Annotated in this window: 20 protein-coding genes and 4 tRNA genes; 13 read left to right on the forward strand and 11 right to left on the reverse strand. The window is 65.7% G+C overall.

Annotated features, from left to right (window positions below):
- Window positions 1–22: 22 nt before the first annotated feature.
- From ACTSLZ_RS09695 to ACTSLZ_RS09715, 5 genes are all read right to left on the reverse strand, one after another.
- Window positions 23–1645, reverse strand: coding sequence for a transcription antitermination factor NusB (locus ACTSLZ_RS09695; RefSeq protein ID WP_443094883.1), 1623 nt, complete (start codon window positions 1643–1645; stop codon window positions 23–25).
- Complete coding sequence (fmt, locus tag ACTSLZ_RS09700; protein WP_443094884.1) at window positions 1642–2577, reverse strand: methionyl-tRNA formyltransferase; 936 nt, start codon at window positions 2575–2577, stop codon at window positions 1642–1644. Before fmt ends, ACTSLZ_RS09695 begins: the two co-directional genes overlap by 4 nt.
- Window positions 2577–3197 (reverse strand): peptide deformylase, encoded by a 621-nt coding sequence (def, locus tag ACTSLZ_RS09705; protein WP_443094885.1) that lies wholly within the window; start codon window positions 3195–3197, stop codon window positions 2577–2579. The genes fmt and def overlap by 1 nt, the downstream gene beginning before the upstream one ends.
- A gap of 19 nt (window positions 3198–3216) precedes the next feature.
- Complete coding sequence (locus ACTSLZ_RS09710) at window positions 3217–4104, reverse strand: PD-(D/E)XK nuclease family protein (protein WP_178980710.1); 888 nt, start codon at window positions 4102–4104, stop codon at window positions 3217–3219.
- A gap of 305 nt (window positions 4105–4409) precedes the next feature.
- Window positions 4410–4481: transfer RNA gene (locus ACTSLZ_RS09715), tRNA-Val, on the reverse strand.
- Window positions 4482–4754: 273 nt separating this feature from the next.
- Here ACTSLZ_RS09715 and ACTSLZ_RS09720 point away from each other — a divergent pair.
- The 3 genes from ACTSLZ_RS09720 (at window position 4755) to ACTSLZ_RS09730 (ending at window position 5051) form a co-directional block, all read left to right on the forward strand.
- A tRNA-Gly gene (locus tag ACTSLZ_RS09720) sits at window positions 4755–4827 on the forward strand.
- A gap of 54 nt (window positions 4828–4881) precedes the next feature.
- A tRNA-Cys gene (locus ACTSLZ_RS09725) sits at window positions 4882–4952 on the forward strand.
- A gap of 27 nt (window positions 4953–4979) precedes the next feature.
- Window positions 4980–5051 (forward strand) — tRNA-Val (locus tag ACTSLZ_RS09730).
- A gap of 581 nt (window positions 5052–5632) precedes the next feature.
- Here ACTSLZ_RS09730 and ACTSLZ_RS09735 read toward each other — a convergent pair.
- Both ACTSLZ_RS09735 and zapE read right to left on the reverse strand, forming a co-directional pair.
- Window positions 5633–6445: a sulfite exporter TauE/SafE family protein gene (locus ACTSLZ_RS09735; protein WP_238692401.1), complete on the reverse strand. Its 813-nt coding sequence runs from the start codon at window positions 6443–6445 to the stop codon at window positions 5633–5635.
- A 69-nt stretch (window positions 6446–6514) separates the two neighbouring features.
- Window positions 6515–7585 carry a cell division protein ZapE gene (gene zapE, locus ACTSLZ_RS09740; RefSeq protein WP_129315786.1) on the reverse strand — a complete coding sequence of 357 codons (1071 nt, stop codon included), beginning with the start codon at window positions 7583–7585 and terminating at the stop codon, window positions 6515–6517.
- A gap of 179 nt (window positions 7586–7764) precedes the next feature.
- Here zapE and ybaK point away from each other — a divergent pair, with 179 nt between their 5' ends.
- Entirely contained in the window at window positions 7765–8271 is a 507-nt protein-coding gene (ybaK, locus tag ACTSLZ_RS09745; RefSeq protein WP_443094886.1) for a Cys-tRNA(Pro) deacylase, read from the forward strand.
- Window positions 8272–8274: 3 nt separating this feature from the next.
- On the opposite strand, the gene ACTSLZ_RS09750 is transcribed toward ybaK, so the two are convergent.
- A complete protein-coding gene (locus ACTSLZ_RS09750; protein ID WP_443094887.1) occupies window positions 8275–9630 on the reverse strand; it encodes an alpha/beta hydrolase family protein in 1356 nt (451 codons plus the stop codon).
- 106 nt (window positions 9631–9736) lie between these two features.
- Here ACTSLZ_RS09750 and ACTSLZ_RS09755 point away from each other — a divergent pair, with 106 nt between their 5' ends.
- The 7 genes from ACTSLZ_RS09755 to ACTSLZ_RS09785 all read left to right on the forward strand — a co-directional run bounded on the left by ACTSLZ_RS09755 (window position 9737) and on the right by ACTSLZ_RS09785 (window position 16099).
- A complete protein-coding gene (locus ACTSLZ_RS09755; protein ID WP_129315789.1) occupies window positions 9737–10231 on the forward strand; it encodes a hypothetical protein in 495 nt (164 codons plus the stop codon).
- Window positions 10218–10694, forward strand: coding sequence for a peptide-methionine (R)-S-oxide reductase MsrB (gene msrB / locus ACTSLZ_RS09760; protein WP_129315790.1), 477 nt, complete (start codon window positions 10218–10220; stop codon window positions 10692–10694). Before ACTSLZ_RS09755 ends, msrB begins: the two co-directional genes overlap by 14 nt.
- Window positions 10695–10774: 80 nt before the next feature.
- Complete coding sequence (locus tag ACTSLZ_RS09765) at window positions 10775–11359, forward strand: DUF3000 domain-containing protein (protein WP_129315791.1); 585 nt, start codon at window positions 10775–10777, stop codon at window positions 11357–11359.
- Window positions 11360–11487: 128 nt separating this feature from the next.
- Complete coding sequence (locus ACTSLZ_RS09770; RefSeq protein WP_443094888.1) at window positions 11488–12861, forward strand: HRDC domain-containing protein; 1374 nt, start codon at window positions 11488–11490, stop codon at window positions 12859–12861.
- A gap of 57 nt (window positions 12862–12918) precedes the next feature.
- On the forward strand, window positions 12919–15057 hold the full coding sequence (locus ACTSLZ_RS09775) for a 3-hydroxyacyl-CoA dehydrogenase NAD-binding domain-containing protein (RefSeq protein ID WP_443094889.1): 2139 nt from the start codon (window positions 12919–12921) through the stop codon (window positions 15055–15057).
- A gap of 95 nt (window positions 15058–15152) precedes the next feature.
- Complete coding sequence (locus ACTSLZ_RS09780) at window positions 15153–15632, forward strand: Rieske (2Fe-2S) protein (protein ID WP_443094890.1); 480 nt, start codon at window positions 15153–15155, stop codon at window positions 15630–15632.
- Window positions 15633–15748: 116 nt separating this feature from the next.
- Window positions 15749–16099 (forward strand): DUF488 domain-containing protein, encoded by a 351-nt coding sequence (locus ACTSLZ_RS09785; RefSeq protein ID WP_443094891.1) that lies wholly within the window; start codon window positions 15749–15751, stop codon window positions 16097–16099.
- Between the two features lie 300 nt (window positions 16100–16399).
- Here ACTSLZ_RS09785 and acnA read toward each other — a convergent pair whose 3' ends face one another.
- The 3 genes from acnA to ACTSLZ_RS09800 form a co-directional block, all read right to left on the reverse strand.
- Window positions 16400–19204 carry an aconitate hydratase AcnA gene (gene acnA / locus ACTSLZ_RS09790; protein ID WP_443094892.1) on the reverse strand — a complete coding sequence of 935 codons (2805 nt, stop codon included), beginning with the start codon at window positions 19202–19204 and terminating at the stop codon, window positions 16400–16402.
- 216 nt (window positions 19205–19420) lie between these two features.
- A complete protein-coding gene (locus ACTSLZ_RS09795) occupies window positions 19421–20884 on the reverse strand; it encodes a class I SAM-dependent RNA methyltransferase (protein ID WP_443094893.1) in 1464 nt (487 codons plus the stop codon).
- Window positions 20881–22839, reverse strand: coding sequence for an APC family permease (locus ACTSLZ_RS09800; RefSeq protein WP_443094894.1), 1959 nt, complete (start codon window positions 22837–22839; stop codon window positions 20881–20883). Before ACTSLZ_RS09800 ends, ACTSLZ_RS09795 begins: the two co-directional genes overlap by 4 nt.
- A gap of 122 nt (window positions 22840–22961) precedes the next feature.
- Between ACTSLZ_RS09800 and ACTSLZ_RS09805 the strand changes: the two genes are divergently transcribed.
- Window positions 22962–23765, forward strand: coding sequence for a potassium channel family protein (locus ACTSLZ_RS09805; protein ID WP_129315799.1), 804 nt, complete (start codon window positions 22962–22964; stop codon window positions 23763–23765).
- Window position 23766: 1 nt separating this feature from the next.
- A complete protein-coding gene (locus ACTSLZ_RS09810; RefSeq protein ID WP_443094895.1) occupies window positions 23767–24513 on the forward strand; it encodes a potassium channel family protein in 747 nt (248 codons plus the stop codon).
- Window positions 24514–24544: the final 31 nt, after the last annotated feature.

Here is a 24544-nt window from a genome sequence, read left to right on the forward strand (position 1 = left end):
CAGCCTATAGGGCGGCCCCGCTCTACTTCTTCCGCAGCAGAGCCATGAACATCGCGTCGGTTCCGTGAACGTGCGGCCAGAGCTGGACCGTCGTTGCTGCCTCCTGGCCTTCGGCCGGTTCGATGCCTGGGACTGCGGTGCCGGGATCGGCGTCGCCCTCGAGAACGCCCGGGAGGGCAACCGACCGCACGGCAGCAGCGGTGTCCAGCAACTCGACCTCGCCCCCGTCGAGGACATCGAGCAGAATGTTCTGCGTTTCTGCCGGGTGGGGCGAGCACGTCACGTAGGCGACGACGCCTCCGGGCCGCGTGACCGAGATGGCGGCTTGGGTGAGTTCGAGCTGCAGGGGCAGAAGGTCGGCGACGTCGCCCGGTTTCTTCCTCCACCTCGCCTCGGGACGACGACGCAACGCTCCCAGCCCCGAGCAGGGAGCATCGACCATGACACGGTCGAAGACGTCTCCGTCCTCGCCGAAGGCCTCAACCGCGAGCCCGATATTCTTCGGCAGGTCGGCGTCCATGATGTTCTCCCGGATCTTTCTGCCGTCCCCGGTCATCACCGTGAAGGCGCTCTTCGGGAGGGGCTCCAGGGCGTGGGAGACCAGGTCCGCCCGGTGCTTGGCCGACTCGTTGGCCACCAGTTCCGCGTTCCGCTCGACCGCGAGAGCACCCATCAGTGCCGCTTTGCCGCCGGGCCCCGCGCACAGATCGAGCCACGCTTGGTCGGACCCCTCGATCCCGACGCCGGCCAGGGCCCGAGCAACGAGCTGCGACCCGACGTCCTGGGCCCGGACCCGGCCAGATCGCACCGACTCGAGGCGCCCCAGGTCGCCGTGGCTGTAGACCGCGGAGCCTTCGACGAGTTGGCCCGGGACGGCGTCGTTGTCCAGCGCCTCCCCCAGGTCACCGATGCCGGGCAGGGCCACCAGGTGCACGGACGGGCTCTCGTTGTCCGCGGCGAGCAGATCCTGGATCTCCGTGGGTACGCGCCCGTGGGCGGCGAGCGCCTGACGGAACGCCCGCACGATCCACACCGGGTGGGATTCTTCGATCGACATCCTCTTGATGTCGTCGGTCAGGTCGGCGGTGAGCTCATCCATCCATTCTTCGCGGCTCTTCTCGCTCACCCGGCGCAGCACGGCGTTGACCATGGTCGACGGCCCGGCCCCGATGACGCCGCGTGCCAGGCCGACGGTCTGGTTCAGCGCGGCATGGTTCGGGACCCTCATGCCGAGAATCTGGTGGGCCCCGAGACGCAACGCATTGAGAATTTTCGGATCGGTTTTCTCGAGAGGACGGTCGAGACACCGGGACAGGACCGCGTCATAGGTTCCACGTTCGCGCAGCGTCCCGTAGGCCAGTTCCGTCGCGAAGGCGGCGTCGCGCCGGTCCAGGCGATGCTTCCGAATGGTCTGTGGAAGCACGAGGTTCGCGTAGGAATCCTGGTTGTCGACCGCTTGCATGACCTCGAAGGCGACCAGGCGATCCGGGTCCGCGACGCGACGCCGCGCGCTGGGCCCCGAGGCCGAGAAATCCCGTCTGCCCTGGGACTTCCTGTTTCTCTCGCGCCCCTGGGCGTTGCGCCGCGAATTCCTCCCGCCGGAGTTTTCGTTCCGCTGTCCGCGTCGGTTGAAGTTGTCACTCATTCGAAGATCACGGTCTCCTGATCGATTCGTCCTGCTCCACGAGCCCAGTCGGCCGCGTTCATCATCTTTTTCCCGGCGGGCTGAATGCGCTCGACGAGCACTTCGCCGTCGCCGCAGGCCACCAGAACCCGCCGGCCCTCCGATCTGGCCGTCCCCGGGGCGGCGGAGTCCGACGGCGCCCGCGAATCGACCGGGTACACGCCCTGCATCTTGACCCTTTGGCCCGCCAGAAGAGTCCACGCCCCGGGCTCCGGGGTCGTCCCGCGGACGTGTGCCTCGATGTCCGCCGCGGGCCGGTTCCAATCGATGCGTCCGTCCTCGATGGACAGTTTCGGGGCGAAGGTCGGCTCGCCGGTCTGCTCCGCCGGCCTCGCCCGGCCGTTCTCGATGTCGCGAAGAGTCTCTGCCAGGAGCGATCCGCCGCTCGCAGACAGTGAGTCGAGCATGGTTCCGGCTGTGTCCTCATCCCCTACCTTGTGGAGGATGGTTCCGTACACGGGACCCGTGTCGAGACCTTCCTCGATCAGGAAGGTCGAGGCCCCGAGCTCGCGTTCGCCGGCCATGAGCGCCCTCTGGACGGGCGCAGCGCCGCGCCACTGAGGCAGGACCGAGAAGTGCAGGTTGATCCACCCGCAGGGAAGCAGGTCGATGGCTCTGCGCGGAAGGATCGCACCATAGGCCACGACTCCCGCAACGTCCGGTGCCAGGTCGGCGACGGCGGCGTGCGCGGCGTCGTCGTACCTATTTGCCTTGACCACCGGAAGACCCAGGGCCTCGGCCCGCTGGGCGACCGGCGAGGCCGTCATGATCCTCTTCCGCCCCAGCGGCGCGTCCTGCCTCGTCAGGACGCCGACGACGTCCAGTCCCGCGTCCACCAGGGCGTTCAGGGGGCCGACGGCGGTCTCCGGCGTTCCGGCAAAGAGCACTCGCATCAGCGTGCTCCCCCGCCGAATGCCGCCCCCGGTGCGGAACCGGCGGTCCGGCCGAAGGAAGCGCCGGCCCCGAATCCGCTCGAGACGTTGCCGGCGCGTTGGCGCTGCACCCCGGCGGAGACGTCGTTGTAGTCGGCGGCGCGGATCGCGCGCATGGCCTTCTTCCGCTCCTCGCCGACCATGCGATCGATATAGAGTCTGCCGTCCAGGTGGTCCGTCTCGTGCTGGAGGCACCGGGCCAGAAGACCTTCGGCCTCGACCTCGACCGGTCGGTTGTCACGGTCCACGCCAGTGACCCTCGCCCAGTTTCTGCGTGGGGTCTCGCCGCTCAGCCCGGGCACGGACAGACACCCCTCGCCGCCTTCCTGCGGTTCCTCGCCGATCTCGAGGACGGGGTTGATCACGTGGCCGACGTCGCCGTCAGGGCCTTCGATGCCATAGGTGAACAGCCGGAGCGAGACACCGACCTGCGGGCCGGCAAGTCCGACGCCGTCGATGTCGAACATGGTCTCGACCATGTCGTCGATCAGCCGAGAGAGATCGGCGTCGAACTCCGTGACGGGCTCGCACACGGTGCGGAGAACCGGGTCGCCGATCGTGCGCACGGACAGAACGGTCATGAAATTTTTCTCCTGGCGACTAGCTGGCGTCTTGTTCGGGCATGTGGATCCTGGGCGGCGGCGGAACCACGGGCATCAGAGGCTGGAGCGAACTCTCTTCGAGGGCCGCGTCGACCGACCGGTGATACTCCCATACCTTACGGAGAGCGCAGAACTTGAACCAGTTGTGTTTGAGAAGATCCGGATTGGCTTGCTGGGGTTTGACCTCGGTCTCCCCGAGGGCCACGCCGAGCAGGACCGGTGCGTCACCGAACTCCCAGTCGACCCAGTGCCCCGTGTCCGGATCCGCCAGGGCCTCTTCGGCCTTGACCCCGGCCACCAGCTGCATGATGACCTTCGTGTCCAGGGGCTTGACCCGGTTCTTGCGGTCCGTCCCCTTGGTCTTGTAATCGATGATGCAGACGCGTCCGCCGATCTTGGCCACCAGGTCCAGGGTCCCCGCGTAGCCGACCGTGCGGTTCCAAATGGTGACTTCGGCGGCCAGAGGCTCCGGCGCGTACAGATCCCACCATTCGTCGAATCGGTCGGCCCAGGCGGACTCGCCGTACTGCCTTAGCTCTTCCCGGGCGTCGTCGACGGCGTGATCCATGCCCATCGCACGCAGGGCAACGTTTTCGCAGTAGTTGTGGACCCGGTCCCCGCGGGCGGCCGCCTGATCCCGGTAGCGTTCCGCCGCGGCCGCAGCGTCCCTGATGACCGCGTGCTTGAGGCCGACCGAACGGGACGCTCGCATGGCCCGGTCGTCTTCGAGGGCCGCTTTGGCCGCCATGTATCCGTGCCAGCCACCGAGGTCCTGTGCGTACTGCCCAATGACGGTGGTGATAGAAGGAACCTCGGGCTCCCCGCCGACCGACCGCGCGTACATGCGCCCGTGCTCGGTCTGGGTTGCAAGCCTCGGCTGGGTCATGTCCTCGAAATCGTCCTTCTGCATTGCGATGTGCTCGCCGCGGATCGCGGCCTGGGGCGTGGGCCCCGCCTTCAGCCAGTCTGCCGCCCGACGACCTCCGTCCCGTGCATTGACGCCTCGCGCATGTCACACGACGCCTGGCCTCGCCGAGGCACCATGGGGCTCCGTGGGCCGCCGTGGGGCCGCCAGGTCGGCCCCATGGATTCATCAAGACTCATGGAAGATCCATCGGGGCTCATGGAAAAGGCCCCCAACCGGAAGCTTCCGATCGGGGGCCTAGTCCACGCTGTCCAGAGCGAATATCGTGCGCGATACTGGGTTCGAACCAGTGACCTCTTCGGTGTGAACGAAGCGCGCTACCACTGCGCCAATCGCGCTCAGCACTCGCACCATCTTAGAGACGCTCCCCGGGAGAGTCAAAGCGGCGCAGGTTCTGCCGTTGGTGACACACAACACATGCCGCAAATATCCGGGATTTGCCGATTCATGTCGCTCGATCCCCTGTTATTCCGCGGATTCCCGGGGCAAGTGGCGTGAGGTGACGCGATTTTGCATCACCCGCCAGGGTGTGTAGAGTATTCATCTGTCAGCGCGACGGACTGATGAAAGTTCGCCGGGACTCGGGTATGGTTTCCGAGGTTGCTGAATATGCGGTTGTAGCTCAGCTGGTAGAGCACCACCTTGCCAAGGTGGATGTCGCGGGTTCGAATCCCGTCAACCGCTCGCAGATTGCTTCACGCAGTGGGGCATAGGCCCTGAGTCCTTCGATCAGGACATGGTGAGGTGGTCGAGTGGTTAGGCAGCGGCCTGCAAAGCCGTGTACGCGGGTTCGAATCCCGTCCTCACCTCGCAGTACATAATCAAATATGTATCCAGCGCGATTGGCGCAGCGGTAGCGCGCTTCCCTGACACGGAAGAGGTCACTGGTTCGATCCCAGTATCGCGCACAGACAAGGCCCCGGTTCTTCGGAACCGGGGCCTTCGTGCATCCGGAGGCGACTCGCCCGGCGTCGGTATTGCCGGGCGGCGGGTCGTGCGCGGCGGTCGGCGGGTGTTGGTCGGCGTGTGTCGGTCGTCTGGTGTCGGTCGTCTGGTGTCGGGTGTCGGGCAGACCGCGCGCCGCGAGGCGGCGGTTCCCTGCGGTCAGGCCCCCGCGAGGTGGCAATTCCGTGCACTCTTGCCCGCGAAATGGCAATCTCGTGCGTCTATGGGCGCGAGGTGGCAATCTCGAGCACTTTTTCCCGCGAGACGGCACTCCCGTGCGGAAATCGACCCCGCAACGTCCCAAAATTGCCACCTCGCGAGAAAATTCGCACGAGACTGCCACCTCGACCGACGAAGCGCTCAAACTTGCCACCTCGGCCGTGCCCAGGGCTCCGCCTCGGTCACGGAGCCGCTCAAAACTGCCACCTCGCCGCGTCTGGCGCTCCGCGTCGACCGCCGAAGCGCTCAAAACTGCCACCTCGGCGCGCCCGGCATGCCGCCTCCCCCGCGTCCGGCGCCCCGCGACACCAGCCGCCCCCAGAAATCAGCCGAGCAGCCCGAGAAGTCCCTTGAGAATGGCGACGACGGCTCCCGCCCCCGCCAGGACCAGCGCCATGGTCCGGGCCGTGGATGCTGGGATGCGACGCGCCAACGGGGTCCCGGCGGCCAGGCCGAGCAGGACCATGCCGGCGACTCCGACGAAAAGCCAGGGGGTGGGCATCGTCGCGTGTTCCACGGCTCCGACCGCAGATTTTGCGGCCAGCGACGTGACCCCGAGGGTCATGAAAACGGGTTGCATCGTGGCGGCGTACTCGGTCTGCCTCCACCCGGTCACCCGGGAATAGACGACCATGGCCGGGGCGGCAACACCGGCCGTCACATTGAGCAGGCCTCCCGCGGCTCCGTACAGCGTCGTCGTACCCGCGCCGGACCGCTCGGGACCGGCTGGCTTGCGTGCCCCTCCGCCGGACAGGAGCACCACCATTCCGAGGAGCACCACGCTGCCCACCACGAGTTGCAGAACCGCGCCAGGCGTCACCCGCACGACGACGGCGCCGATTACCGTCCCGATCAGCGCACTCGAACAGAGTTTGGCCCATTGGCTCCAATTGACTGTTCGCCACAGGGCGCAGGTGAGGAGAAAGCCGGAAACCGCCGTCGTGACATTGGTCAGGAAGACCCCGTTCGAGCCACCCAACGAAATCGCGAAGGCCGGGGCCACGACCAGACCGACCCCCGTGCCTGAAATACGTTGAAGAATCGTCCCCACGAGAACGGCAGGAAGAACCATCCAGAGCATCCTCTTCTGTCCTTCCTGCCCGGCCGGACCGCGCTCCTTGGCAAGGGCGGCGAACATCGTGCCGCCGTCTCTCTGGTTGTCGCGCGGCTTTCGCGCACGACGTCGTCAACTACACGACGTCGCCATCTACTTCTCGACGGGCTCCTCGAGCAATCCTTCTCTGGCCAGGGCGGTCAGGCGGGACACGGCGCGGAAATACTTCTTCTGGTACCCGCCGGCCATCATTTCCTCGGTGAAGACTTGGTCGAACGGCACGCCGGAGGAGACGATCGGCAGATCCCTGTCGTACAGGCGGTCCGCCAGGACCACGAATCGCAGCGCCACAGCCTGCGCGGTGATGGGGGTGACGTTTCGCCAGGCGATTCCGTCCAAACCTTCCACGAGCTGGCGGTACCGGCTGGGGTGCACGCGAGAGAGATGTTCGATGAGCTGGTCGAAATCGTCGATGGCCACGGTTTTGTCGTCGCCGAACCTGGCCGCCACGGCGTCGTCGAACTCCTCGGAAGCCACCGGCCGGGGCGCTTCGGGCAACCCACGGTGGCGGTAGTCCTCGCCGTCGACGCGGATCACGTCGAACTGGTCGGAGAGGACCTGAATCTCGCGTTTGAAGTCGGCCGCCGCGAACCGTCCTTCGCCCAGCGACCCGGGCAAGGTGTTCGAGGTCGCGGCCAGTTTGACCCCGGCGTCGGCGAGTTCCCTCATGAGCCGAGACATCAGTACGGTATCCCCAGGATCATCGAGTTCGAATTCGTCGATGCACACCAGGTTGTAGCCGGAGAGGGCGTCCACCGTCTTGCGGAAGGTCAGTGCGCCGACCAGGTTCGTGTATTCGACGAACGTGCCGAAAGCCTTGGGCCCCGGAACCTGGTGGTACAGAGAAGCCAACAAGTGGGTTTTGCCCACGCCGAACCCGCCGTCGAGGTAGATCCCTGCTTTCGTGTCCTTGGCCGAGCCCTTGCCGAACAATTTGGAGAACAGTCCGCCGGAGCCCTTGGACCCGCCGACGGAACGACCGAATTCCTGCAGGGCCTCCACGGCATGGGCCTGTGACGGCTGGTTGGGGTCCGGAATATAGGTGTCGAAGGAGACTTCGCCGAAACGCTCGGAGGGTGTGAACCCCTTGAGCAGTTCCTCGGCGGACACGCTCGGGCGACGATCGACCAGACGGATGGCGGCTTCGGACACCTTGCTCCTCATTCGCTCTTTGCTCTGTTTGTGGTGCGGACAGCGTGCCAGCGCACCTTTTCGCGGTTCCGGCCTCCTCGGTCGGTCCCCCTGAGAGTGTAGTCGTCCGCACGTCGGGTTGCCGTCTTCCGACCGTAGGGGCCGCCTTCGTACCCTGGAGACGCACAATATTTCGTCAGAAAGGCCAGATTGTGTCCAAGAAGAAGAAGCCAGCTGCGGAAGGGGCGGCCTCGACGTCGGCGATCGCTGCCCTGCAGAGCGCGGGGGTCGACTTCGGTCTGCGCCCCTACGATCACGACGACGACGCTCGTTCCTTCGGGAGCGAGGCGGCCGAGAAACTGGGCCGGGACACCGACCAGGTGTTCAAGACGCTCATGATCACTCACGACAAGGAATTCGCGGTGGCCGTGGTTCCGGTGTCGAGCTCGCTGAACACCAAGCGCGCGGCGGCGGCCATGGGCTGGAAGTCCGCATCCATGGCCGACCCGGCCACCGCAGAGAAGCGGAGTGGCTTCGTCGTCGGCGGGATTTCTCCGTTGGGACACAAGACCCCCGTGACGGTCCTTCTCGACAGCAGCGCGGCGGAACACCCGACCGTTCTGGTCTCCGGTGGCAAGCGAGGCCTCGACGTCGAACTGTCTCCAGATGACTTGCTCATGGTCACGAAGGGACGCTACGCCCAGATCAAGGCGGACTAGCGGTCAGTAGTCCACCTGGCGCCGCGACATCTCGACCGGTGATTGGCCTTCCTCCGGCTCGACGGCGGGGTTGTCGTCGGACAGATGGTCCGGAAGCCACTCGGTGACCGCGGCGGTCCAGCGCTCGGGGTCCACGTTCCACTCCTTGGTGTGTCGGGCCTTGGCGAAGGGGACCATGGTCACGAACTCATTGCGCGCGGCAAGTTTCGCTGAAGCAGATGAGGGCACGAACTCGTCATCCGTCGAATGGATGATGAGGGTCGGCGTCATGAGCTCGTCGCTCCTGGAGAGCCAGTCGAGGTCGGACAGCACGATGGGAGAACGCAGTCCCGTCATCATGGCCGCGCGGGGTTCGGACAACAGGTCGGCAACCAGTTGGCCGGCACGGAGGGGCAGACGCTGCATCTTCGAGTGATATCGGATCAGTTCGAACCAGTCGACCACGGGCCCGTCCAGCACCATGGCTCGGATCAAGTGTTGGAAGGCCGATTTGTCCGCCGTTTGCAGCGCGATCGCACCTCCCATGGACCAACCGAACAGGACGACGTCGTCCGCTCCGTGATCCAGCGCGTACCGGATCGCGACGTCGATGTCCTGCCATTCGGTGAAACCCAATCCGTACCGTCCGTCTTCCGACGGCGGGGCGTCCCTGTCGTTCCGGTAGGAGACGTGGATGCTGGGCATGCCCAGCGTCTGGGTCGCGGCGAGCGATCGAAGAGTCTCCTGACGGGCCGCTCCTCGCCCATGGATCATCACGGCCCACGTTCGACACGTCGGGGACTCCGGGGCCGGAACCACCCAGGCCGGCGCCTCACCGACGGGCAGCTCCAGGACCACGTCCGTGAAGTCGAACCCCGCATCGGCCGGCGTGTCATAGACCGCCCCGGACCAGCGGCACCGCTTCGCCACGGTGAGATCTCCCTGCCGGACCTCGAGAACTCTCCGGGTCACCGACTCGAGCCGCGGGGAATAGGAAACCACGTCCCCGATCAGAGCCCTCCCCCGCCCGGCGTCGAAAAAGAGCATGTATCGACCCGGAACCAACGTTTCGGCGTCCGCCGGAAGACTGACCGTGGCAGGGATCTGCCCTTCGACGGGCTCGGGCGTCTCGTACCCCACGCCGAGAATCCGCATCGTCTCGTTGCCCGGCTTCGGCGGTGTCACGATCGTCCGCGCGTAGAACCCCGCGGCGGCGGCCACCGTGCCGACGGCGAGGCCCGCGGCCCCGGCTCCAGCGACTATCCCGGTGCGCAGTCCGGAGAGCCATGGCCTGACCGCGGCCATTCGCCCCGCACCGGAGTGGTCCCCCGGCCCCAAAGCCTTCGTGGTCGATGCTTTCCGAAAGTCGATCCAAGACACGTTCGATTACCGACCTTTCCCCGGTGTTCCCGGACACCATCATCCTTGGGGTTCAGCCGCAGAACAACTGATGATTCGGTCGTGTCCTGACGAGTAGTATCGGGACATGAGCAATTTGCTGGTGGTGACCGAGGCAATTCTCGGCGAGACCGAGATCGAGAACATCAATATCGTGAGGTCCGGAGAGGATCCCGATGCCCGTGACGATATTCGCGTCATCGTCCCCACGGAGATGAACAAGCGCCTCTGGTTGGAATTTCTGGACCAGCTCGCGTTGTTGGACTTTGAGGAAGCATTTCGTGTGGTCTCGCACGCCGAGAAAGGACCCGCGACGTTGCGAGCGGATGCCGAGAAGATCCTCGAAGGATCCCTGCAGACGCTCAGTGACGCGGGACTTCCGGGCCGGGGCAGGGTCGTCGAAGGCGAGCCGCTCCGTGCCATGCGGGAAGAGGTCGACGACGGTATCGACCAGGTACTCATCATCACCGAGCCGCATCCGGTCGAGGACACGCTGAATATCCATTGGTCCAATACAGCGGAAAAGACCCTGGGGGTGCCGGTACTGCACCTGTACTGGGGCACAGGACATGTCGATGACTAACAATCCATTCAAGCGCTCAGCGCTCCACACCGATGCCGCGACCGAGGACGGCGGCGCAGGCACCTCTGCCGCGAACCGGTCCGAAGTCGAGTGGCGGGAAATCCTCTCCCCCGAGGAATACTCCGTGCTGCGCGAAGCGGGCACGGAACGGCCCTTCAGCGGCGAATACTGGGACGAGTTCTCCTCCGGGACCTACTCGTGCCGGGCCTGCGGCGCCGAATTGTTCACAGCGGACACGAAATTCGATGCACGGTGCGGTTGGCCCTCCTTCTTCGCACCCCTGGCCGAGGACCGGGTTCGTTACATCAAGGACTCGAGCCTCGGTATGGAGCGCATTGAGGTCCAGTGCGCTCAGTGCCATTCGCACCTCGGCCACGTCTTCGAGGGCGAGGGTCTCGGCACACCGACCGACCTGCGCTATTGCATGAACTCGGTCTCCCTGGCATTCACCCCGGAGAACTGAGTACGTAACCTGGACGGAAGAGTGGGCCCGACCGGCGCGCCTTGCTCAACGGTTCTTGCCACCACCGTAGCCTGACATACGTGACGGCTAGTCAGGACCAGAAAAGCGCACCCAGCCAGTTCAGGGAGGCCCTGAGCTCGTTGCGTCGTGCCCGTTTCCAGCCCGAGTTATCGCTTTCCAGCATCGACGCTCCGACGCACCTGGCGCCCTACGGCGTCGGTTTGGGGGCCGACGTCGTCGACCCATCCAATGAGGAGCGGCAACTGGCCCTGGGTCGGTTCATGCTGCTCTATGATCCGCGGTTCCCCGAAACGTGGGGTGGGGACTTTCGCGTCGTGAGTTACATCCGCGCGAGCATCGAGCCCGACGTCGCGGCCGAGCAGATGCTCGCGTCCGTCGCCTGGGACTGGCTCATCGAGGCCCTCGAGCGCAAGGGCGCGAGCCACAAGCGGGCGGGCGGAACCGCGACGCGCGCCTTCTCACAGGGGTTCGGAATCCTCGCCGAAGACAACGAGCGCATCGAAATCGAATTGCGGGCATCATGGACGCCGAAGGGCCCGGACATGCAGCAGCATCTCGAGGCCTGGGCCGACATGGTCTGCACCTATGCAGGGTTGCCCCCGCTGCCGACCGACGTCGCCCGGTTCCCCGGCCGAGGCAGGTAGGCACCGCTTCCCCACGTCGGCAACCCAGTAGACTGTGACAACGTGCCACCAGGTGCCCCTGACCCAGCGGGAAACAATCGACCCGCTCCCCCGAGACGAAGAATGGATTTCCGACCCGTGATTGCGCCATGACAGAGACTTCGGCGAACAACCACGACGATGGACGGTTTCGCAGCGGGGAAGGACTCAGCGCGAACGAGTTGGAGGACCAAGCGGTCGAGTCGGACGGCCTCGTGGCGGCCGATCTCGGACTCGCCTCCGACCTGGTGATCCCTCCCATCAAGCCCCTGAACGCGCCCGCCGGCGGTGTCCCGCCCGTGACCGATATCTCCGCCGGGCTCGCCCGGGTCGCAGACATGCTGCATTCCCACACGGGACCGGTGGCCATCGACACCGAGCGAGCTTCCGGGATCCGTTACGGCCAGCGCCCATTCCTGGTTCAGATCAAGCGAGGCAACTCCCCCATCGCGCTCATTGACCCGGAGGCCTTCGGAGACCTGAGCGTCATCAACGAGGCCCTCCGGGGCTCGGAGTGGATCATCCACGCCTGCACCCAGGATCTGCCGAGCCTGCGCATGGTCGGCATGAACCCGGATTCCCTGTTCGACACGGAACTCGCCGGCCGCCTCGCGGGGCTCGACCGAGTGAGCCTGGGCGCGATGACCGAGGAACTGCTCGGGTACTCGCTGGCCAAGGAACATTCCGCGGCCGACTGGTCGACCAGGCCGCTGCCGGAGCCCTGGCTCGTCTACGCCGCCCTCGACGTCGAACTCCTGGCCGATCTCCGCGAGGCCGTCATCGACCTCCTGCATGCCCAGGGCAAAATGGAGTGGGCCCGGGAAGAGTTCGAGGCCATCTGCCAAGCGCCCGAACCCGAGCCCAAGCCGGATCCCTGGCGGAAAACCAAGGGGATTCGGCAGGTCCGGTCGGTCAAACAGCTCACGGCCCTGCGGAATCTCTGGTACGAGCGCGACCGGGTGGCGCAGCGCAAGGATCTTGCACCCAAGAAGCTGTTGCCCGATTCCGCGCTGATCGGTGCCGCGAAGACCATGCCCCGGTCCGTGCCCGAGCTCCAGAAGATTCCCGGGTTCCACTCGAAACACATGCGGCGTGAGTCGGTGCGCTGGGTCCGAGCGATCCGCGACGCCGCCTCCGGACAGGACGAGGTGCCGTTCACGGTGCCCAGCAATTCTCCCCCACCGGTCAAGGCTTGGGCTTCCAAACGCCCCGAAGCGGCCGAGGTCCTGAGAGACGCGAAGGACGCCGTGGCCGACCTGGCGGAATCGCACGAAGTTCCCCAGGAGAACCTCCTCACCCCGGAGCATCTCCGGCGCCTGGCCTGGGAGCATCCTGTGGCATCGCCCGAGGAGATCGCCGACCGCTTGACGGAGTACGGGGCTCGGGCATGGCAGGTTGGCCTGGTCACCCCGGTTCTGACACCGGTGTTCTCCGAAGCAGCACGCAATCCGACGACTTCTTCCGGTACTCGGAGTATCGAGTAGATTGCGGACGGCGGTCTCGGTAACGTGGTGCAAAACACGTTCGTTGAGAGGAACACCATGTCCGAAACCCGCCCCGATTACTCGCCGTTGACCGAACGGTGCCCCGACGAAGTGGTCACCCAGGTCTCGCAGGAGATCCTCGAGCTCGACCAGGGCACCAGAATCGCGGTTCTGACCCTGCACAACGACGCCGACCGTCGGCCGGAAACTTTGGGGCCGCGGTCCATTCAGGCGTTGCTCGACGCCGTCGAGGGGGCCCGAAAGCTCGCCGAGAACGGCGACGTCGACGGCATCATGCTCGAAGGCACCGCCCCGACCTTCGCCGCCGGCCTCGATCTGACCCTCGTTAGCACGCTGGCCGAGGATCCGGAGACTCCGTTGGAGCTGGTCGGACGCATGGGGCACGATTTCGTCGAATCCATCCGTGCCCTGCCCGTTCCGACCTGCGCCCGGGTGAACGGGACGGCCCTCGGCGGAGGACTCGAACTCGCGCTGTCGGCCGACTACCGCGTGGGTCATCCGGGGACCAAGAACATCGGGCTCCCTGAAATCCGCCTGGGTCTGATCCCCGGCTGGACCGGAATCTTCGCCCTTCCGCGCCTCATCGGCCCGGAGAATGCCGCGCGCGTCATCTTCCAGAACCCGCTGAACAACGGAAAGATGCTCACGTCTGCCCAGGCGAACGAGATCGGTATTCTGGACGCGCTCACCAGCAGTGACGTGAAGTCCGACGACGCGCGGACCGAGGCCGTCGAATGGTTCGGGAGGGTGATCCGCGGTGAGATCCGCCCCGAACGTCCGCAGGAATCCGATCAGGAATCCCCGCTCTGGTCCTCGGACGGGCAGGACGGCGGTGAGCTGCGCACCCGGTTCGAGGAGGTCGCCGACGCGACCGACACCCTCATTCGACGCAAGACGTCGGGCGCCAGCGAAGCGTGCTGGGTAGCGCTGGATATCTTCCGCAAGGGCCCGCTCGAAAGCAGGGCCGAGTCCCGCACGCGGCAACTCGATGTGCTCGAGGGCCTGGCCCGCGGGGACCAGTTCTCCTCCAGCGTGTACTCGATGCTCGAACTCGTGCAGCGGCGCTCGAAGCATCCCTCCATGGTCCCGCCCGAAGTGACCCCGGCGGAGATCGAGAAGGTCGGCGTCGTCGGTGCCGGCCTGATGGCTTCCCAGCTGGCCCTCCTGTTCCTGACCCGTCTTCAGGTCCCGGTGCTGATCAGCGACGTCGAACAGTCCCGCGTCGACAAGGGCCTCGACTGGATCTCCAAGGAACTCGACAAGAACGTCTCCAAGGGCCGACTCACCCAGGAGCAGGCGGAACAGCTCGGCACACTCGTTTCGGGGACCACCGACACGTCGGAATACGCCAACTGCGACTTCGTGATCGAGGCCGTCTTCGAGGAAACCAAGGTCAAGCAGGAGGTCTTCGCGGACCTGGAGAAATCCGTCAAGCCTGACTGCATCCTGGCCACCAACACTTCCTCGCTCCTGGTCAGCGAGATGATCGAGCACCTGGAGCATCCGGAGCGCGTGGTCGGGTTCCATTTCTTCAACCCTGTGGCCGTGCTTCCCCTGGTCGAGATCGTTCGCACCGACTCCACCACGGACGCCGCGATCGCGACCGCATTCGCGCTGGCCAAGAAGCTCGGCAAGATCGCGGTGGGCGCCCGCGATTCCTCGGGTTTCATCGTCAACAGGATCCTGGGCGTCGTCCTCTCCGAAGCGGGCAAGGCTCTCGACGACGGTGCCCCGGCCGAACGCGTGGTCGAGGCCTATCAGCCCTTGGGCTTCCCGATGGATTCGTTTGCGCTCATCGACCTGGTTGGTCTTCCGATCGGTGTTCACCTGCTCGAGTCGCTCAACACCTACCAAGGCGATCGCTTCCACGTCTCGGAGAACTTCAAGAGACTCAACGACTCGAAGATCTCCCCCATCTCCAACCAGAAGGGCGGGTTGAGCCCGGAGGCCCAGGAGCTCATTTCCGCGTCCGGCGAGGGCAGCTCGGTCGAGGAGATCCGGACGGACGTCGAGAATGCGCTGGCGTCCGAGATTTCTCGTATGCTGGATGAGGGCGTGGTCCCGGACCGTCAGGACATCGACCTCGCCATGATTCTCGGTGCCGGGTGGCCCTTCTTCAACGGCGGCATCACCCGTTACCTGGATCGTGTGGGGGCCTTCGAACGCATTCGCTGAGCCGATCACGCCCGGCCGTTGCGAGACGGCCGGGCGTCGTCGTGCGGGCCGCGCCTGCCCGATCCACGATCCGACTCACCCACGAGGTCCTTCCTATGAGCCACCAGTCCCACAGCACCCACGAATCCGCGTCCCCATCGACCGCTCGCCGCGGCACGGAGGGGCCCACGCGGCGTCGCACTCTCGCCGGGTTCGGCCTGCTGGCCGGTTCGTCGGTTGCAGTGAGTGCGTGCGGGACGGGCGGTGACTCGTCGTCGGACACGTCCAACATCGATCCGAACAATCCGGTCGACATTGCGGCGACCTCCGACGTCCCCGAAGGCGGCGCGATCAAGGTCTCCTCCGACGGCGTGACGGCCGTCGTCGCCCAGCCCTCCCCGGGCCAGTACAAGGCCTACAGCTCGTCATGCACCCACCAAGGGCGCTCGGTCACTGTGCAGGACACGACCATCACCTGCCCGTGCCACTCCTCCACGTTCTCCATCCAGGATGGTTCCGTGCAAGGTGGGCCGGCACCCAAACCATTGCCCCAGTACAAAGTCACGGTCGACGGCGGTCGGATCACGTTGAGCTGACAGGAGGCGGGGCCCGACGTCGGGAGCGCCCCGGATGCCCACAGGCGCAGATGTGCACCACGCCGCCACGTCGCGGCCCTGTTCTCGGTCTTGCGCCCGGGTGTATACCTGGAAGCATGAACGTCGTCGTCAAGCGCATCTACGAAGAGGCTGGCCACAACGACGGGACCCGTGTTCTGGTCGACCGCATCTGGCCCCGCGGGGTCCGCAAGACCGAGGCGGATCTCGACGCGTGGAACAAGGACGTCGCACCATCCACGGAATTGCGTCAGTGGTACGGGCACGATCCCGAGAAATTCGACGAATTCTCGCGACGATACCGCAAGGAGCTCGACTCCGATGCGGGGCGTGAGGCCCTCAAAACACTTCGCGACACGGTCACAGGAAAGCGCCTCACCCTCCTGACCGCTGCCAAGGACGCCGACCACAGCCAGGCCGCCGTCCTCGCGCATCTCCTGTCCGACTGACCCTGGGATCACTCCCGCCAGCACCGCCTGGTCAGAACCGGACGGTCCCCGTGCCAGTCGAGGCCGTCGGGCCGCCCGGGCTGTCAGTCCACAAGACCTCCGTCGCTCAGTGCCAAAGACCTCCGGCACTCAAGCCAAAGGGCCTCCGGCTCTCAATCCAAAGGGCCTCCGGCACTGAATACAAAAGACCTCCGGCGCTGAATGCAAAAAACCTCCGGCACGGTGGCGGGTCCGGAAACCCACCACCATGCCGGAGGTCATTCCGGCAGTCCAGAGGCTCAGGGCCTCTGGGTTCTGCTCCTAGTTGTTGCGCACCAGGTTCCGCAGAACGTACTGGAGAATTCCGCCATTGCGGAAGTACTCCCGCTCACCTGGGGTGTCGATGCGGACGTCGGCGTCGAACTCGGTCGTCGTGCCGTCCTCCGCGGTCGCAGTCACGTGGACCGTCTTGGGCGTCTTGCCCTCGTTGATCTCCGTGACCCCCGTGATGGTGAAGGACTCGGTACCGTCGAGACCCAACGACGCATGCGACTCGCCCTCAGGGAACTGCAACGGCAGAACGCCCATACCGATCAGGTTCGAGCGGTGAATACGCTCGAAGGACTCGGCGATCACGGCCTTGACGCCCAGCAAACGGGTGCCCTTGGCCGCCCAGTCACGCGAGGAACCGGTTCCGTACTCCTTGCCACCCAGGACCACCAGCGGGGTGCCCTCGGCGGCGTAGTTCTGCGCAGCGTCGTACACCGTGTTCTGCTCGCCGCCCTGGGTGAAGTCGCGAGTGAACCCGCCCTCGACGCCGTCCAGCAGCTCATTCTTGATGCGGATGTTCGCGAAAGTACCGCGGATCATGACCTCGTGGTTACCACGGCGGGAACCGTAGGAGTTGAAGTCCTTGCGCTCCACGCCGTTGTCGATGAGGTACTTGCCCGCCGGTGTGTCCGACTTGAAGGAACCGGCCGGCGAGATGTGGTCGGTCGTGACCGAATCGCCCAGCTTGAGCAGAACCCGAGCGTTCTCAACGTCCTCGACCGGGTCCGGATCCATGGTCATGCCCTCGAAGTACGGTGGCTTGCGGACGTAGGTCGAAGCCTCGTCCCACTCGAAGGTGTCACCGGTCGGGGTGTCCAGGTTCTTCCAGCGCTCGTCGCCGTCGAAAATGGTTCCGTACTCATCACTGTACTGATCGGTCGAGACCGAGTCATCAATGATCTGCTGAACCTCGGTCGGGTCCGGCCAGATGTCCTTGAGGTAGACCGGGTTGCCGTCAGCGTCCTCGCCCAAAGCGTCGTTCTCGAAGTCGAAGTCCATGGACCCCGCCAACGAGTACGCAATGACCAGCGGAGGCGATGCCAAGTAGTTCATCTTGACGTCGGGGTTGATACGTCCCTCGAAGTTGCGGTTGCCGGAGAGGACCGACGTGACCGAGAGGTCGTTGTCGCTGACCGCCTTGGAGACCTCGTCCTCGAGCGGACCCGAGTTACCGATGCAGGTGGTGCAACCGTAGCCGACGATGTAGAAACCGACCTTCTCGAGCTCCGGCAGCAAACCGGCCTTCTCGTAGTAGTCGGTCACGACCTTCGACCCCGGAGCGATCGACGTCTTGACCCAGGGCTTCGCCTTGAGGCCCTTGGAAGCGGCGTTGCGTGCCAGCACACCGGCGGCCATCATGACCGACGGGTTCGAGGTGTTGGTGCACGAGGTGATCGAAGCGATGGCGACGGCGCCGTGGTCCAGCTCGAATTCGCGCCCATCCGGCATGTCCACGTCGATCGGGTTGGACTGACGACCCTTCGCCGACGCTGCGGCCGAGACGCGACGCGGGCGCTGCTCCTCGGTGGCCTGCGGCGATGCATCCGCTGCGGGGGCATCGGAGGCCGGGAAGGACTCGTCCCCCGCCTCGGGCTCCTTCTGGCCCACGTAGTTGTTCAGGTCCGAACGGAACTGGTCCTTCGCGCTGGTCAGCTCGATGCGGTCCTGGGGACGCTTCGGGCCGGCGATCGAGGGAACCACGGTCGAGAGATCCAGCTCGAGGTACTCCGAGTAGGAGGCCTCGTTGCTGGGATCGTGCCACAGGCCCTGTTCCTTGGTGTACTTCTCGACCAGGGCCACCTGGTCCTCGCTGCGGCCGGTCAGGCGCAGGTAGTCCAGGGTGACGTCATCGATCGGGAAGATCGCCGCGGTCGAACCGAACTCGGGGCTCATGTTGCCGATCGTCGCGCGGTTGGCGAGCGGGACCTCGGTGACGCCCTCGCCGTAGAATTCCACGAACTTGCCGACGACGCCCTGCTCACGGAGCATCTGGGTGATCGTCAGCACGACGTCGGTCGCGGTCGAACCGGCCGGGATCTTGCCGGTCAGCTTGAATCCGACGACCTTCGGGATCAGCATCGACACGGGCTGGCCGAGCATCGCGGCCTCGGCCTCGATGCCGCCCACGCCCCAACCGAGCACGCCCAGGCCGTTGACCATGGTCGTGTGGGAGTCCGTACCGACCAGGGTGTCCGGGTATGCGCGGAGGACGCCGTCGACCTCGCGGGACATGACCGTACGAGCCAGGTACTCGATGTTGACCTGGTGCACGATGCCCATGCCCGGAGGAACGACCTTGAAGTCCTCGAATGCGGTCTGTCCCCAGCGGAGGAACTGGTAGCGCTCACCGTTGCGCTCGTACTCGATGTCCATGTTCCGCTCGATGGCGTCCTTGTTGCCGAACGAGTCGATCTGGACCGAGTGGTCGATCACGAGCTCGGCGGGTGCCAGCGGGTTGATCTTGGTGGGGTCGCCGCCCAGCGACTTGACGGCCTCGCGCATGGTTGCGAGGTCCACCACGCAAGGAACGCCGGTGAAGTCCTGCATGATCACGCGGGCCGGGGTGAACTGGATCTCCGTGTCGGGTTCCGCGGTGGGATCCCAATTGGCCAGGGCCTTGATGTGCTCGTCGGTGATGTTCGCGCCGTCTTCGGTGCGCAGCAGGTTCTCGAGCAGAACCTTGAGGCTGAACGGCAGCTTTTCGGCGCCTTCGACCTTGCTGAGTCGGAAAATTTCGTATTCGGTTCCGTTGACGTCCAACGCGCCCTTGGACCCGAAGCTGTCCACAGTGCTCATTGCTTGGGACTCCTCTCGCCACTGTCATTTCCAGGCGTAGTTCAGGTCCCCAGGTGAGTCCTAGCGGTGACGCGCTCTTCCCGAGCGCCGTTGTTAGGTGTGATGCAAACCTTTGGAGACACAGTGACACTAAGCCTTCAGTTCTGCAGTCTACCTTCTGGGCTCGGAGGTGTTCTCATGTGACGACACCTTTTGCGCTGGACGAACCTCGTCCCTTCAGCCCTTTTCGAAGACCACGATCGTCTCCACGTGATGGGTGTCCGGGTACATGTCGACCCCGCGAAGCCACGTCGGTTCCCACCCGTGGTCGCGGAGAAAACCTGCGTCACGCCCCAGGGCTGCGGGATCGCACGCGACGTACACGATGCGCGAGGGTTCCGCGCTCGCAATCACCTCGACGACCCGGCGGCCGGCTCCCTGGCGCGGCGGATCGAGCACGACGACGTCCGGGCTGCCCTGGGGCACGTCGACCCGGGGGCCACCCCTGCGCGACCCGCCGCGATGTGGTCCCCCGTCGCCCGCGGCCCACCGCCGCAGCGCCTGCTCGACGCCCGATCGTGTGACGACAACCTCAGTATCGCGAGCGCCACTCGTGCGCGCTCGCCCTTCCGGGGAGAAGTTGTGCGCGGCGTCGTCCGCGGTCACGGGCGATCCTTCGACCGTCCAGACCGTGCCGCGTTCGCCGACGCGATCGGCCAAACCGGCGGCGAGCAGCCCCGCGCCACCGTAGAGATCCCATGCCGTCTGGCCGGGCTCGAGCCGGCTGGCCTCGGCTACCGTATTCATCAGCCAGTCGGGGGCCTTCGCGTGGTTCTGCCAGAACCCGCCGGCACCGACTCGGAACATCAGCTTCTCGCCGCCGGGAGCCGTGACGGCCTCGTGGACCTCGGATGTCCCACGCACGAGTTGGGACTCCGGTTTCTCGCCTCGCTGCCTTCCCGACACGGGAGCGGGCACGATGACTGCCGAAACCTCCTGGCCGGCCGGGAGACACGTGGCCAGCTCGACGTCGACGTCGTCGACGATTTCCTCCGGGATGATCCCCTCGGCGGCGGTGAGGACCACGAGCGCGGGGTCGCTCGACGACGGTGCTGCGACGTCGACCCGCTGGATGTTGCGCCACTCCCCTTCCCACAGGTGCAGGGCGTTGATCGCCTCGACCGCGAACGGAAGCTCCTGGACGGGGAGGACGTCGGCCCCGTGGTAGGGGTGCATGCCGAGCCGACCGGTATCGTCGACGGCCCAGTGCACGCGGGTGCGCCACCCACCGTCCGGTGTCCGGTCCAAGGCATCGACGACCAGTCCACGGAGGAGGTCCGATTCCGGGTCCATGCGACCCAACCGGGTGAGTTGCTCCGCGATGACCTGTTTCTTCAGCCGGGTCTGCGTGTCCGGAAGAATGTGGCCGTAATCGGCCCCTCCCACGGGCTGTGGGGTGAGCAGCGCGTCGGCCTCGGGCCACGGGTGAGTCCGCCTGGACGGTGAGGGCTCGAGAACCTCGATCACGTGTGCGTGAGCGAACCGATTGCCCTTGCCCATCGAGTCGATGTGCACCCGGAGGCGCTCCCCCGGGACGGCATCGCGGACGAAAACGACCTGTCCCTCGTGGCGTCCGACGCACGCCCCACCATGGGCGATCGTGTCCGTCACGATCTCGAATTCGTCTCCTGGTTCGATCACGATAGTTTCTCCTCGTCCTCGTGTCCCAGGCGCCACGGAACCATCGCCGTGACGACCCCGGGTTCTCTTCTCAACGCCGCCGCAATCTTGCTTCCCGAACGGTGGTGCAAGAACTTGTCCCACCAGTGTTCCAGAACGTACTCGGGTACGTAGACGATCACGACGTCGCGCGGTGACGCCTTCCGGACCTCGCGGACGTGCTCGACGACCGGAGTGACCGGGTCGCGGAAGGGCGAGGCGAGGATCGTCAGCGGGACGGGGACTTCGTATTTGTCCCACAGTTGCCGGATCTTCCGTGTCTCCGCCTCGTCCACGTTGAGCACGAGCCCTTCGATCGTCGACGGGCGGGTGGCCCGGGCGTAGGCCAGCGCCCTGAGCGCGGGCTTCCGCAGTCGTGGCACGACGACCATCGCGTGGACCCGCGAGGGAAGGGCCTTGAGCGGGTTCTTCTGCTTCACGGCAAGCTCCTGGTCGATGGTGGTGTAGTGCTTCTTGATGGCCAGAGTTGCCAGGGTGAGGAACCCGACAACCAGTACCGTGACCCAGGCTCCTTGCGCCAATTTGGTCACCAGAACGACGACGGTCGCGAGAACCGTGGCCACCAGGCCGATCATGGTCACGACCTGGTCCCGCAGGAGACGACGTCGCGGCAGCCTCGCGAGAACCACTCGAATTTCCTGGTGCCTGCTCAGGAACACGGCCGCCTGGGTCAGAGACATCGAGAACAGGACGCCGACCACATACAGCTGGATCAGATCGTTGACGTCCGCTCGGAAAGCGAGGACCACCACCACGGTGGCGGCTCCCAGAACGAGCTCACCGTTGGCGTACAGCGACCTGTTGCTCCTGGCCCGGAAGTGCACCGGCAGGTAGCCCTTCTCGGCCATGGTCGAGGCCAGAATCGGGAAACCCGCGTAGGCTGCGGCCGGAGCCAGCAGGAGGAACAGCACCGTGCTGGCCAGGAAGACGCCGAGCAGGATGTTGTGTCCCGTGACGGCTTGGGCGACCTGCGCCAGCACGGGCATCTGTGGGTAGTCCTCGGTCATCGCGTGACCATTGATCACCAGTTGCGAGGAATCGAGCGTCACGACGGCGCCGCTCGCGTCCGCGAGGTAGAGGATGCCCACCAGGGCGACGGCGGTCGAAAGCCCCATCGCCACGAGGCTGTATGCCGCGTTGCGGGCCTTCGGTGCCCGGAAGAACCGGACCGAATTGCTGACTGACTCGACACCGGTCAGGGTCACGGCGCCCGATGAGAAGGACCGTGCCACCAGGAGGAGCAGCCCAAAACCGGTGAGGGAATTCGATTCGGCCGTTTCGGGCCTGACGTGGAACCCGGCGCTGGGAGCCGCGTCCAGGGCACCGAACCAGGACTCGATGATCCCGATTCCCAAGACCGCCACGAGGCAGAGTACGAAGAGCAGTGCCGGGAGGAGGGCAATCCGCCCCTTGAAGTGCAGTCCCCGAACGTAGATCAGGGTCAGAGCGACGACCAGGAGCACGGCCACGACAACCCGGTGTCCCGCAAGAACCGGGATCAGAGTGGTCACGTAGGACGACGCCGAAGAGACGGACACGGCGACGGTCAGGACGAAGTCGAAGAGCAGGCTGGCCCCGGCCGCCGCGCCCGTCCTCGGGCCGAGGCGGTCGCTGACCACGTGATAGTCGCCGCCCGACGCGGCGACGTCGCGAATGTTGTAGCGATAGGTGCCGATCACCAGCAGAAGAGTCACCGCCACGCCCACGCCGACCCACGGGGACATGACGAGTCCCGCCGACCCCGCAAGGGCCAGCACCATCATGATCTCGTCGGGCGCGTAGGCGATCGCGGAGAAGCCGTCGGCCCCGAAGATCGGCAGTGCCGCGCGTTTGGGCAACGTCAGGCCACGGATCTGCTCCGTCTCCTTGGGCGCCCCGAGGAGGGCCCGCCGAGTGCGCGTTGGTAGTGATTGCACAATGCCATACGCTACCCCACCGCGACCTGACGGAAGCGGGTGCATTACCCTGGTGAGGAGAACGACTGGGTCGAGAAGCGAACGCTTCCCCAGCCCCCGCGACCTTCAGGAGCCAATGCACCGTGCCTCACTTCGTGATTATGGGCGCCGGACGAGTCGGAGTCATGCTCGCCCACTCCCTCGAGGCCGCGGGACACACCGTGGCCGTGATTGATCAGGACGAACGCGCGTTCCGAAGGCTCCGGAAGGATTTCGACGGCAAAAAGGTCAAGGGCGTCGGTTTCGACCGGGAGACGCTCAAGCGGGCCGATATCGAGCACGCGTACGCTTTCGCGGCCGTGTCGAACGGGGACAATTCGAATATCCTCGCCTCCCGTGTGGCACGGGAGACCTTCAAGGTCGCCCACGTGGTCGCCCGCATCAACGACCCGAATCGGGCCGAGTTCTTCCAACGCCTCGGGATCCCCACGGTCGCGGCCGTCCGTTGGAGCACCGACCAGGTTCTGCGCCGAATCCTGCCCGAGCAGTCCATGACCGGTGACTACCGCGAGGCCTCGGGCCGCCTGGTTCTTGCCGAATTGCAATTGCACGAGGACTGGACCGGCCATTCCCTCACCGATATCGAGGAGGCGGCGGACGTCCGCATCGCGTTCATCACCCGTTTCGGCGAGGGCATGCTTCCCGGCCCGGACACCAGCTTTCAGCAGGGCGACGTCGTGCACGCGATGATCCGTACCCAGGAAATGAACGCCGTGGCACGGGTGCTGTCCTCCCCGCCGGGAGACCTCGAGGACGAACCCTTCGAACCGCGCCTCAGCCAGCGGTCCTGGGGCAAGCCGGCGTCCACCGTCGAGCGAACCGAAGAAGCGATCCGCCGCGACGACTCCCCCGAGTCCGGGTTGCAGCGCGGCGAAGAGGAGGAGTGACGTGCAGGTTCTCATCGTGGGCGCGGGTTCCGTGGGATCGTCCATTGCTTTCGAGCTACTGGGCCACGGCCATCGAGTGACGATTCTCGACGAAAAGCCGGAGGCCATCGGCCGCTCCGATCTCCGGGGTGCCACCTGGTTGATCGGCGACGCGTGCGAGCTGTCCGTGCTGCGCCAGGCGGAACCCGAAACGGCCGACGTGATCGTGGCCGCGACCGGCGACGACAAGACCAACCTGGTCGTCTCGCTCCTGGCCCGTTCCGAATTCGGTGTGCCTCGAACCGTGGGGCGGGTCAACAACCCGAAGAACGAGTGGCTCTTCGACGACGCGTGGGGCGTCGACGTCGCCGTGTCGACGCCGCGGCTCATGACAGCGTTGGTCGAGGAAGCCGTGGAGGTCGGAGACGTCGTGCGTCTGCTGGACCTCCAGGCGGGCGGGGCGACGCTCATCGAATACACCGTGCCCACCGATCACGCATTCATCGGCTCGACCGTCGAGTCCGTCGAGTGGCCGGCCGAGACCACGCTCGTGGCGATTCTCCGCGACGGGATCCCCGTGACCCCCACGGGCGACGACGTCCTGGAAGGCGAGGACGAACTCTTCCTGATCACCACGCCCGCCGGAGAACAGGACCTGCGTTCCCTGTTCAACGCGGAGCAGGCTCAGGAGGAACCCGTCGTGCAGGACCAAGATCTCGTTGCCGAAGAGCCCGGTCTGGACGAGACGGCCCACGGCCAGGAACTCTGATGGCACCCTCACGCCGTCGGCGAGCGGCGTA

It is taken from the genome of Rothia koreensis, assembly GCF_052232265.1.
Lineage (GTDB): Bacteria > Actinomycetota > Actinomycetes > Actinomycetales > Micrococcaceae > Rothia > Rothia koreensis.